Source organism: Maribellus sp. CM-23, from assembly GCF_021354595.1.
Lineage (GTDB): Bacteria > Bacteroidota > Bacteroidia > Bacteroidales > Prolixibacteraceae > Draconibacterium.
The window spans coordinates 1-12,488 of record NZ_JADWYJ010000009.1 but is presented as its reverse complement, the minus strand read 5'-3'; the positions used below and the strand labels follow the sequence as shown (position 1 = coordinate 12,488).

Genomic DNA, 12,488 nt, shown 5'->3' with positions numbered 1-12,488 from the left:
ACGTACTTCCCCTTGAGTTAAAGAGTAGGTTATCCCACATGGTTTTATACCTTTGAGTGCTTAGCAATAAAAAATGGAAATACCTGTAATTTACCAGGATGAACACCTGATCGTTGTTGATAAACCGGCGGACCTTCCGGTTCATAAAAATGACTTTATGCCGCACGATGCCGATTACCTGACAAAGCTGGTCGGAGATACAACAGGACAGTGGATTTACAATGTTCACCGGCTCGATTCAAAAACGTCGGGCGTAATTGTATTGGCGCTTTCGAAAGAGGTTGCGCACGAACTAACGCTGATGTTTGAGCGCAAAGAAGTTCAGAAAAAATATTACGCGGTGGTGCAGGGCGATCCGGGTGAAGGTACTTTTGACAGCAAAGTGCTGGTGAAAAAGAAGTCGAAATTTAAAAAGCCGGCAATTACGCATTATAAAACCTTACGAACGGTTCAAACGGCTTTGTCGCACAACGAAAAGCTGAATATAAAACTCAGTTACGTTGAACTCCGCCCCGAGACAGGCCGCTGGCACCAGCTTCGCCAGCATTTGGCCAAAAATTACTTTGATATACTGGGTGATTCGCATCACGGAGATTTTACGCTTAACAAGATGGTGACTGAAATAACAGGGGTGAAACGTTTGTTTCTTCATGCCGGAAAGCTGGCCTTTACACATCCTGTTACCCGGGAAGAAATGGAGTTTGAGGCTGCAGTTCCGGAAACCTTTTTTCAGGTGTTAGACCAATTACAGGTTGATGTTTAGCGGCCTAAAAGCCCTGTTGGTCGAAATCTTTTGAAGCGAACGGTGAAATTCTTCAAATTTGATGTAACGGAACAACCGCAGTTACCGTCTCAAAGTAAAACCTACTAAAATGAAAAGAATTTTACCACTTCTGGCCTTGTTTGTTTTTCTGCTTACTTCCTGTTCATACGAACCTGGAGTTTCGGAAGCTTTTAATAAATACCGGTTTAAAGACGGGGTAGTTACCATTAGTGTTCCGGGATGGCTTGTGCATTTGGCCGCCAACATGGGCGAATTGGAAGAGAGCGAGCGAGAGATACTGGAAAGCATCGACAAGGTGAAAGTGATTGCAGTGGAGGACGATCATCTCAATCAAAAAATCAATCTTCACGAAGAGTTTTACTCCCGCATTAGCCAAAATGAAGATTTTGAAGAATTGATGGTGGTAAGAGAAGAGGACCAGAATGTGACCATTTTTGGAAAAATGGATGACGATGTTATTAAAGAATTACTGATTTTGGTTGGGGGAGAAGACAATGCGCTGATTTATGTGAAAGGAGAAATAAGACCGGAGTTATTAAACGATAAAGTAGACCTTACAGACCCGAACCGGTTTTTAAGTTTTAAGCATTAATAAATTAAATTATAACAGAAGGCCCGGATTCCATGGAAGTCCGGGCCTTTTTTATCGCTTACAGAAGTGATACTCTAATTATTGAAAAACTTTTGTTTGTGCTGGTCTGCCAGTTGCAACAAATGTTCGGCGATTTCAGGATGTTGCTCGAGAACATTGGTTATTTCATATGGATCGTTTTCCATGTCAAACAAGGAAAGGTCAATGTGTTCCTGGCGGTACTTGCCCGGTAAACCATCTTTCCCTTTTATTTCTGACATTGTCCGGTAGTTGTGTGGTAAATGAAGCTTCCATTTTCCATCGCCGCTCATAATCGCCTGAAATTCGTTGTTGTTGGTAAAAGCGTAATAATCATGAGGATTTTTTGCGTCTGGTTTTCCCGAAATCAGGTCCCAAACATTTTTTCCGTCAATCTCGGTTACAGGAAGCGGAACATTGGCCAGGTGGCACAAGGTAGGCAGTAAGTCGATCGTCATTAATGCATCGCTAGATTCTTTATTTCCTTCCAGTTGTGCCGGATACTTTATGATGGTTGCAGAACGCGTTCCACCGTCAAACGTAGTTCCTTTTGCTTCGCGAAAAGGAGTAGTTCCGGCGTGGTTCCCATACGCAATCCAAGGGCCGTTATCGGAAGAGAAAACAACGATCGTATTTTCATCGATGCCATTTTCTTTCAGCGCCTTGTTAATTTCACCCACCGACCAATCGAGCTCCGAAATCACATCGCCGTATAATCCGACGCCTGATTTTCCTTTAAACTCAGGGCTGCAAAACAATGGAACATGCGACATAGAGTGCGGAACATACAACAGAAACGGTTCATCTTTGTGACGATTGATAAAATCTACAGCGTGCTCGGTGTACCATCTGGTCAGGTATTGCTGATCCGAAGAATCCACGTCTTCAATAATCACTTTGCCGTTTTCCCAAAATTGCAAAGGGAATCTTCCCCAATATTCCGGATTTTCCGGATGATGTTTCCACATGTCGTTGGAATACATAAGACCACAGGTTTCGTCAAAACCACGGCTCTGAGGCCGTGTGTCTTCCTGGTCGCCTATGTGCCATTTTCCAAAGAACCCAGTTTTATAACCCGCTGCTTTAAAAACTTCGCCAATAATCGGGAATTTAGGATCGAGACCTCGCTCTTTTGGGCCATGAGCGCCAAATACTTTGGTTCTTCCCGGGTAACATCCTGAGAGCAGTGCTGCGCGCGAAGCCGAACAAACCGCCTGCGGAACGTAAAAATTCTTAAAAGAGACACCTTCTTCAGCCAAGGATTTTACATTCGGGGTTTCAATGAAAAGATCTCCAAAGGGTGAAAAATCGTTGTATCCCGAGTCATCCAGAAAAATGATAACAACGTTGGGTTGCTTATTCTCTTCTTGCTTTGCCGGTTGCTGGCTACACGAAGAAAGAAAAATGGTGATACAAAACAGACCAAAAAAGACGAGTGATTTCATACGATGATTTTTGTTTTTCCGTTTAGTAACGGATTGATATTTTATTGTTTAATACAAGTTACTGAGCTTGTTACTTTCCTTTCGAAGGATAAAATTAGAATATAATCCTGAAAGACTTTCAAAAAAATCTTAAAAACCAGTTTTAGGCTTTATGATGATATTTTGGTAAAAGTTGCGATATGTGCGGGCAAGTGCTAATTTTAGGGCAAACAGAAAATTTATTCACTCTCTATTAAATAGTATATGAACTGGCTTACGTTGAGTGTTTTGTTGTTGGGAGGCCTTGCTATTTTTTTGCACGGCATGACGGTGATGACGGATTCCCTGAAGATTGTTGCCGGAAACCGCATGAAGAGTTTTCTTCAGTCGATGACCCGAAACCGCTGGACTTCTTTACTGGCGGGAACAGGAATTACCGCCATTATACAATCTTCGTCGGTAACAACGGTGCTGGCCGTAGGGTTTGTTTCTGCCGGACTGCTTACTTTTCAAAGTACACTGGGGGTAATTCTGGGGGCAAATCTTGGTACCACTATTACCGCACAAATCATCGCCTTTAAAATAACCGCCGCCGCGTGGGTGATGGTGGCTTTCGGCTATCTGTTCAGTGTCGTTTTTTCGAAGAAATCATACAAAGAAATTGGGACAATTATCCTGGGACTGGGGCTGGTATTTCTTGGAATGAACGTAATGAGCGAGGCAACCGAACCCTTAAAAACCTACGAGCCTTTTGTGCGAACGATGACCGGTTTGGACAATCATCTTTTAGGAATATTGATCGGAACAGTGTTTACGGCTGCCGTTCAAAGTTCATCCGCCACAACCGGTGTTGTTATTGTACTAGCCTCGCAGCAATTGCTCAATGTTGAAGCCGGTGTTTCGATCATACTCGGAGCCAACATCGGTACCTGTGTTACCGCAGTGCTTTCGGCTTTGGGAAAACCAAGGGCAGCCATGCGGGTGGCTATTTCGCACGTGCTGTTTAAGGTGGTTGGTGTTTTATTGTGGTTTGCTTTTATCGGTCAACTGGCCGATTTGGTGGCTTATATTTCTCCTGCCGACAAGGCACGTCAGATTGCCAACGCACATACCATTTTCAATTGTGCCAACACTTTTGTGTTTATCTGGCTGGTAACTCCTGTGTCGAAACTGGTATTGAGGCTGGTTCCTGACCGGAAGAAAGACGAAGAGGTTCTATTCCCGGAACTTCACTCGTATTATCTCGACAATACTTCCATTGCCATTGATCTGGCCAATCAGGCAATTTACAAGTTGGGTAAACGTACACTGGAAATAATCGAGCAAGGTTTGTCGCTGGCAATTAATGGCACTTCCACACAGTTGTCTTCTTTGCGGAAAAACGATGTAATGATCGACAGGGGACACATAGAAATCCTGGAGTTTTTGAAGCAAATTCAGGCGAAACAATTACCACAGTCCGAAACGCAGCGCCTGGAAAATATGGTAGAGGCGGTTAATGTGTTGGAAATGTCGGCCGATTTAATTACGACACATCTTGTAGAAGCAGCACAACACCGAATAGATATGGGATTTAAAACCAGTGAGGAAACCATCACCAAGCTTACCGCTTTGTACGGGATTTCGGTGAATGCATTTAGCGATGCCTTAAACATGTTTGACGGAGGCGCGCGCGAAATAACAGAAAATCTGAATAAGGAAATTTTTAAAGACCGTTTTCAGGAAGTTCGCTCCTATTTACTGGGCCGGTTGGCTGGGACCGATGAATTACGAATCTCGGTTTACAGGTTCGAATCGGAAGTTTTGGAGGCGATCAGGAGGTTACATGCACTGGCCAGAAGATTAGAAAGGAAAGCAGGATGACTTCTGTTCCATAGTACCCTGCTCTCCAAGTAGTTGATTTGTCAGCACTACTACTTTCTAATTATCTTACTGGTATAAATATGGTCTTTAGCTCTCACTGTAATGATATACATTCCCGAAGGCTGATTACCCAGGTTAATTACGTTGAACACCGATGAGATCTGATTTTCCATGATTTTTGCGCCAAGGGAGTTGTAAACCGCATACGAATCGTTCTCGCTGACTTCGGTTAATCGCAGGTTTACATTGTCCTCTGTTGGGTTGGGATAAACCGAAATAAAATTCTCGTTTATCACATCCATCGAATTATCCGAAGAGGCCATTCCTTGTCCCGGAAGACTTCCAAATGATACTTCATAATCTTCCACTTCGCCATCAAAATTATCATCGCAGGAAGCAGGAGCTTTTCCACTTTTCATACTTATGCGCAAGCGGGCTGTGCCGTTGGCATAAGACGGGATGGCAATGGATGAAATAACACTGCCTTTATGATTGTTCACGGTCAGGAGAGTTTCATCTGAATCATCAAAATCACCATCGCCGTTCAAATCCACCCAGATTCTCCAGAAATTGCGAACCGAATAATCTGACGGATAAAGTTCAACATTGTATGTGCCGCCCGGATTCAGGTTGATTATATCACGGGAGAATGAATACTTGTCGGCTCCTGATTGGGCAGTATAATTGCTCACTGCAATTTCATTGATAAAGCAGCTCGAGCTATTGATATTTACTGGTGTACAGTAAGTAGCTTCGCCCTTTGCAACTACGTTGATAAAACTTGTCTTTGTCAGGCTGGATGTTCCCAAAGCATTGCCAACGGTTAATGAAACATTGTAAACACCGGCTGTATTGTATGTGATGATTGGATTTTGCAGCGGACTACTTGTTGTGGCAGCACCCGGGAATGTCCATGACCAGCTGGTAGGATCGTTTGCCGAAAGATCAGAGAACTGAACACTTTCTCCTTCTGTAACGGTGTAAATATTGGCAGCAAAATCGGCTACCGGAGGTTGCGGAACCGGTTGAGAAATAACTATAGTATAATCTTCTACTTCGCCCAGCTCGTTAAAGTTGCAGGCGGTCGGATCAACTCCTCCCATTGCAACACGCATGCGGGTTGTTAGTTCCATGGATGCCGGAATATAAATCTGTCCGCTTACCATCGTTTTGGATTTTGACGAACTGTATACTTTTTCATCGTCCGTAAAAGTATAATCCTGGTTGTAGTCAATCCATATCGCCCAATATTCAAACTTACTTCGCGGATCAAATCCTGGCGATAGTTGAACACTGTAGCTCGATCCTGCTTCAAATTTAAACGTTGCAGCAGTGAAATCAGCATAACCTTCTGAACTGGAAGAATGATAATTTCCGCCAATCTGTACTTTTGAAATCCATTCGCTTGAAGCGATAGGAGAGGGGATACAATATTCAGGTTGTGGTTTTTCAACCAGTATATAATTATCGATGATTTTGGTATTCGTACCACCGTCGTTTTTAACGGTTAGTGAAACTTTATAACTGCTGGCATTTTTGTATGTTACGACCGGGTTTCTTTCGGTTGAAGAAGAAGGAGTACCCCCTTCGAATACCCAATTCCAGGAAACAGGATTGTTTTGTGATTGATCGGAGAAATTTACCTGTTCTCCTTCCATGACCTTATTTTTGTTTGAGGCAAAATCGGCAATAGGCTCTAAAACAGGGTCTTTTACAAGGATATAGCTCTCTAACGTTTTGGTGTCCGTTCCATCAGCGTTGGTAACCGTTAGGCTAACTGAATAATTTCCTGCATTTGCATAAGTAATGCTTGGATTTTGCAACGTAGATGATGAAGGCGTGCCACCGGCAAACGTCCAACTCCTGGAGGTAGGCGCATTGGTTGAAAGATCACTGAAATTAACAGTTTCTCCGGAGTTAATGGTTGTTTGGCTCGCTGAAAAATCAGCAACCGGCGGTGTTTTGATTACAGGAACTGTTGTTACTTCGATCAGGTTGTCTGCAATTTTGGTATCAGAACCGTCAGCATTGGTAACCGTTAGTTTTACCTGGTAAGTTCCCGCAATATTATAAGTTACAATTGGATTTTGGTCTGTAGATGTAGCGGGGCTTCCTCCTGCAAACTCCCAGACCCAGCTGATGGGGTTATTGCTCGATTGATCCTGGAAAGTTATGGAACCACCGGCTATAACAGACGTCGTATTCACGCTAAAATCAGCTACTGGAAGAATTACCGGTTTTGTTACGGTGATATAATCAGTAATGGTTTTGGTGTCTGATCCGTTGGCGTTGCTTACTGTCAGGCTAACATTGTAGGAGCCCGAAACAGCGTATGAAACCACCGGATTTTTAGCGTTGGAGTTCGCCGGATTTCCTCCTTCAAAAGTCCAGTTCCAGGTGGAAGGTACGTTGGCTGATCTATCGGTGAATGTGACTGATTCTCCGATATTTATTCCGGTACTGTTGGATGAGAAATCAGCAACGGGTGCTGCATTTAACGGAATGCAGTAACCATATTCATTCAAAGGACCAAGGTTCGGGTCTGAATCATTTCCGTCAGCCTGATCAGGGATATTCAATCCTTCTGGTTTGGCTCCAATTCCCCACCAGTAATAACCATCTCCATCTCTGTCTTCACATACAACTTTGTAGTCATTTACCAGGCTGGTAATCGGTGTTTGAATAGCATGTGTCCAGCCAATGTTTGAAATAGGTGTTTCTACATAAACATATCCCTGGTCTCCATGGTAAATTCCCCAGCTATTTTTGAAAATCCAAACAGTCTTTCCAATCAGTGGGTCACCAGCCTGTATATCAACCCAATATCTTTTTAGGTTCAAGTCGCGGTAATAGAATCTATCTCCTTCTTCCACAACTTTATATCCCACCAATACCATGGCATGGCTCCAATCATACAACCCACCGCTGATCGGGCCTTTTTCAATTAACATTCGCTTCAGGTCATCATCGGTTCTAGGATAGAGGGTTGAGCCAAAATCTATTCTACCCTGAATTTTGAATTGCTGGCTTGGATTGGTTCCTTTTGAGGCACAATCCAAATCAGCCTGCTGGTAGGGGAAAGTGTTTTCGTCTACAACACCCGTATTCCGAATGTAGTCGAGAGCCTTGCTTGGGTAACCGCCGCTGCAGGTTCCTGCTCCACTACATGAAAGAACATCTTGTTCTGAAAGGTCGGGATTGATTTGCTGATTGAAATAAACATTCACCATTGCTTCTACTGCACCGGTCGACGCGAAGGCCCAGCAAGAGCCACATGCTCCCTGGTTGGTAACCGGACTGATCCAGTTTCGTCCGTGTCTGTTTCGCCAGTCCCATTCTTCAACGTAAGGACTTGCCGTTGCTGCTGACTTTAGCTCAGTTGTTGTGGTAGATTCTGTTGAAATAACACCTCCTGCATAAAATTCAAATCCGGAAGGGAAACTGCTTTGTCCGTAAAGGCTTTTGCGCTCAGCATACGAAAGTTCCGAAACAGTAGTTATTCCGGCAACCCACTTTTCTCCTTTTTCTTTTAGGTAGGAATTAATGCGCGCTACTTTTTCCTTGTGTTGTTCTTTTACCTGCTCTTTTCTGAGTTCATTAACATTCTGGGCAAATTCTGATCTGTCGGAATATTGAAAGCTTTTTACCTGAACAGTGGCATTGCTGACGATAACTTTAATGGACTTAATTTTAACTCCATCTAGAATACAGGTTTCCTCACTAACTGCTTCTACCTCTTCCTGTAGGTCTTTCGTAATGCGCCCATAACTCTCATAAATAAGGTATTCGTTGAAATTTTCATCCAACAATACAAATTCAACTTTGCTGTCTTCGCCGTTAAGCTGAATGGAGGCGCTGACTGCCAAACCGTAGATCTTGTTTACATTTCTGTCAAAAGGATTAATTTCTGATGACTCGGTAAACGCTTGGTTCACTTCAACTGTTTGTGGGGATGATCCTAGCATTTTAAAATGCTGGTTTTTCGTTTGTGCAGATGCATGTGCTGACAAAAAAACAAATGCAAAAAACACTAACAAAAGCTCTGGTCTTTTCATGTCAATAGTGTTTATGATTTAATGGTATCAATTACTAACCGACATAAAGCTCCCGGTTAGGTAATAAATTCAATTAAACCCATTATGAGTTTATCACAACTTAATAACTGTGGCTTTTCAGCCTTTTTAATTCAAATAATAAATCGAAATTTAGCGTCTCGTTTTTATTACTACTTCAAGGTTTGCGGTGGGAAAATTATGACATAGTATATTAATAACCAAGTCATTTAATGAACAGTAATAACAAATGTAAATTATCATACTGTTCATATCTTGTGAAATATCCTGTATTTGCTGACATTTTAAAACTGCGTTTCTAGAGAAATTGGAGAAAAAATATATGTAATTTAGAATCAGTCTTTTACTATTGTTTGAACAGTTGTTTACTTATGTAAAATACTTTTTAGTATTTAAAATGGACTTTTCTTATTCATTAAAAAACGATAAAGGATAATTATTGGGGTTGAGTACGATTATTAGATAGTGAGTAAATAGATTTAACTGAATAAAGAAATAAATAAAAGACATGTATGTGTTTTTTTGTACGGCAAAAAACGGATATTAAACTCCGGATATATACGTATTGTATTTTTACGGATAAATTCGTAATTTACATCCGTAAGATTACAACATCCCTGTACCAAACATTTAATCAATTAACTTGGAAGATGAGTGATGATTACTGCATGTAATTATCTTACGAAGTATAAATGATAAAAAAAGGGTGTGATGTGCAAGATTGCCATATTGGAGGATTATGCTTTGTTTTGTTCTGGAATTAAACCGGTGTTAGAACAAGGTATTGAAAATGAGGTGGTTTTAGAAGAGAGATTGCTTTCAGACTTTATCCTTGAGTTAAAAGAATGTAACGCCAATATAATTATAATTGATGTTATTCATTGTTCCAATGATGGATTGGCCTCCATTAAAAAGATCAAACGTAAGTTTCCCCGGATTCCCATTCTATTAATTGTAAATACGGAGTTGTCTGACTTATTTCAGGATTATATTTCGCTGGGAGTTAACGGGATTATATTTAACTCATCAAAGCCTGAGGATTTATTGGAGGCCGTAAAGGTTTTACAAAAAGGTGATGACTATTTTCCTCCCAAAGTTTGGGTGATCCTGAAAAATTATTTACGAAGTAAAAGGGTTGATTTAAGCACCGATCAGAGCGATAAACAACAACTTACACATCGCGAAGTGGATATTCTTCGTTTGTTTTGTAAGGGGTTTACATACAAGGAGATTGGGGCGAGTTTGAATATTAGCCCCAGAACGGTGGAGACACACAAAAAGAATATATCCTCCAAGATCAATGTCAAAACTACAGCAGAGATGATCGAATTTGCGATTCAAAACAATCTAAGCTAATCTATTTCATCAGATAATTTTTCCTTATGCCGTAAAAAGAATTTTACGGAAAATTACTGATTGACACCTGATTTATTTCATCATAACTTGCTTTCATAAAGGCTTATGCCAAAATTAGTTGAAAAATAAGGGTGGAAATCACAGCCTTGCCCCAGGTGTGATTTTGTAAAATCAAACGGATACAACGGACGCGCATACTTGAAGTTCCTGTACTTTACAGGGGATTGATAATAATTTGCGAACAAGAATTTAGAGTGAACCACAAGGTTGTTTTACGAATCTTCAAATCAACAATTATTATTAAAGTATGAAAAGAAATTTACTACGAACAAAAAGAAAATATCTTTTTGTTATGCTAGCATTTTTTTGTATGTCGCTTTGTACAATAAATGTTTTAGCACAACCTCTCGTAATTGATGGGGTTGCTACTGATTGGGAAAATCCGCTAGTAACAGGTAATCCTACTTATACATATGCTTTAGATGCATTTGGAAGTGGAGTTCCGGATAGCCAGTTTGAAGGCGGTAAGGACATCTTAACAGTTCCTGAATGGGTTTGGACTATGGGACAGACCAAAGGCAAGAATGATATTGCCAATGGTGCTGCCGTTTTAATTGGGACAAAACTCTATTTTGCTGGTGACCGCTTGGAGAATGAAGGGGACGCACAAATAGGTTTTTGGTTTTTTATTAACGGTACGGGACCAGATCCTTTAGATGGAAAGAAAGGCACTTTTTCACCACCTCATGCTGTTGGTGATATTCTTATCTTGAGTGATTTTACCGGAGGCGGTAAGCACGCTACTGTGACTGTTTTAGAGTGGGTAGGTGCAGGAGCTGGTAATTATCCCGACGACGATCATTTTAATCTCATCGATACCGATGCTGATGTTGCTCAAAACAACGATCAGGTTGTGGATGTTCCCAGTAGCTGGTCGTATAAAGATGTAGTTTATGAAGAGAGAACATTTTACGAAGGCTATGTTGATTTAGCTGCAGTAAATATTTCAAACTTATGTTTCTCAAGTTTTTTACTGGAAACCAGGTCATCTCAGTCTATAACTGCATCAACGGATGATTTTATTGGAGGAAATTTTACTACAACACCTTCGGTAACAACTACCAACGATTCTGCATGTTACGATCCTGTGGGGATAGACATGCAATTGTGTGCAAGTAGTGCAACCGCAACAGAATTTCAGTGGTACAATGACGCAGCACTTACATCGCCTGTTGCTAATGGCGATAATGCTTGCTTAAGTGTTTTGGGTGTTACCGGAACTGATACATTTTGGGTAGTCGTTACAAACGAATTGGGATGTACCAGTAATGCAATACCCGCAATTGTGGTTATCCACGATCAACCTGTTTGTACGATTGCCGAATTTGAAAATTTAACTGCTTATGGAAGCGATGATGGTTCGATAAACCTGGAGGTGTCAGGAGGTACTCCCGGTTATACGTATTCCTGGACAGGACCTGACGGATTTACCGCATCAACGCAAGATATTAGCAATCTGGCAGAAGGTACTTATTATGTAACGATAACGGATGCTAACGGATGTTCAACATCGTGCGAACAGTTTATTGAATGGCCGCCAACAGCTCCCTCTTGTACCATAGAACCTACACCTGTTACTTGTTTAGGAGGAAGTGATGGTTCTGCATCAGTTGCTGCTGGAGGTGGTTCAGGTTTTTATAATTATTACTGGTACAATAGTAATAATCTCTCTGTTGTTCTTGATTCCGGTGCTTCTATCAGTGGACTGATGGCAGGAGACTATACCGTTATAGTTATTGATTCTGTTACGGATCTCGAAAGTGAATGTTTTACCACGATCGAAGATGGAAGAGAAGTTATTTTGACTTGTCCTAGCGATACGCTCATTGAATCTTGTATTTCTGAACTTGAATTACAGTCAGCTTTCGATGCCTGGTTGGCAAAAGCGATTCTGACAGGAAGTGATTCAATGATATATAACGATTGGGATGGAACTTATCCTGACAAATGCGGTGATACCATTTCTGTTCTTTTCTGGACAAATGATGAATGTGCGGTACCTGCCAATTGCAGTTCCGAATTCAGAGTGACAGGAGATAACATCGATCCTGTACTGGCCGATGTACCAGCAGGCGGCGATCTGGGCTGTAACCCTGAAGTTCTGCCAAGCTGCGATGCAGGAGTAACGGCAAGTGACAACTGCGACGGAGACATTTCTTCGGATGTGGTATGTACCCCGGGCCAGGTAGAAGGCGGCGACTGCGACAAGAGCCAGACTTTCATGTATACCGTGATGGATGAGTGTGGCAACAGCGATACCGCATATGTAACTTACACCTGGAAAGTTGATGTGACTGATCCTGTACTGGCCGATGTAC

General features: G+C 41.6%; 6 protein-coding genes and 1 pseudogene. 5 read left to right on the top strand and 2 right to left on the bottom strand.

From position 1 onward, the window contains the following. Window positions 1–73 precede the first annotated feature (73 nt). Both INQ51_RS21610 and INQ51_RS21605 read left to right on the top strand, forming a co-directional pair. Window positions 74–763 (top strand): RluA family pseudouridine synthase, encoded by a 690-nt coding sequence (locus INQ51_RS21610; RefSeq protein ID WP_233380071.1) that lies wholly within the window; start codon window positions 74–76, stop codon window positions 761–763. A gap of 109 nt (window positions 764–872) precedes the next feature. Further along, window positions 873–1,376, top strand: a complete 504-nt coding sequence (locus tag INQ51_RS21605; RefSeq protein WP_233380070.1) for a DUF4252 domain-containing protein — start codon at window positions 873–875, stop codon at window positions 1,374–1,376. Between the two features lie 74 nt (window positions 1,377–1,450). On the opposite strand, the gene INQ51_RS21600 is transcribed toward INQ51_RS21605, so the two are convergent. Further along, the gene (locus INQ51_RS21600; protein WP_233380069.1) at window positions 1,451–2,839 is read right to left on the bottom strand and encodes a sulfatase; all 1,389 of its coding nucleotides are present in this window, start codon (window positions 2,837–2,839) and stop codon (window positions 1,451–1,453) included. A 243-nt stretch (window positions 2,840–3,082) separates the two neighbouring features. On the opposite strand from INQ51_RS21600, the gene INQ51_RS21595 reads away from it, so the two are divergent. Further along, a complete protein-coding gene (locus INQ51_RS21595; RefSeq protein ID WP_233380068.1) occupies window positions 3,083–4,681 on the top strand; it encodes a Na/Pi cotransporter family protein in 1,599 nt (532 codons plus the stop codon). A gap of 50 nt (window positions 4,682–4,731) precedes the next feature. Here INQ51_RS21595 and INQ51_RS21590 read toward each other — a convergent pair whose 3' ends face one another. Next, window positions 4,732–8,646: a PKD domain-containing protein gene (locus INQ51_RS21590; protein WP_233380067.1), complete on the bottom strand. Its 3,915-nt coding sequence runs from the start codon at window positions 8,644–8,646 to the stop codon at window positions 4,732–4,734. Between the two features lie 837 nt (window positions 8,647–9,483). Here INQ51_RS21590 and INQ51_RS21585 point away from each other — a divergent pair. Then, window positions 9,484–10,110: a response regulator transcription factor gene (locus tag INQ51_RS21585; protein WP_233380066.1), complete on the top strand. Its 627-nt coding sequence runs from the start codon at window positions 9,484–9,486 to the stop codon at window positions 10,108–10,110. Between the two features lie 562 nt (window positions 10,111–10,672). Continuing rightward, a pseudogene (locus INQ51_RS21580) lies at window positions 10,673–12,488 on the top strand (SprB repeat-containing protein); the annotation flags it as partial.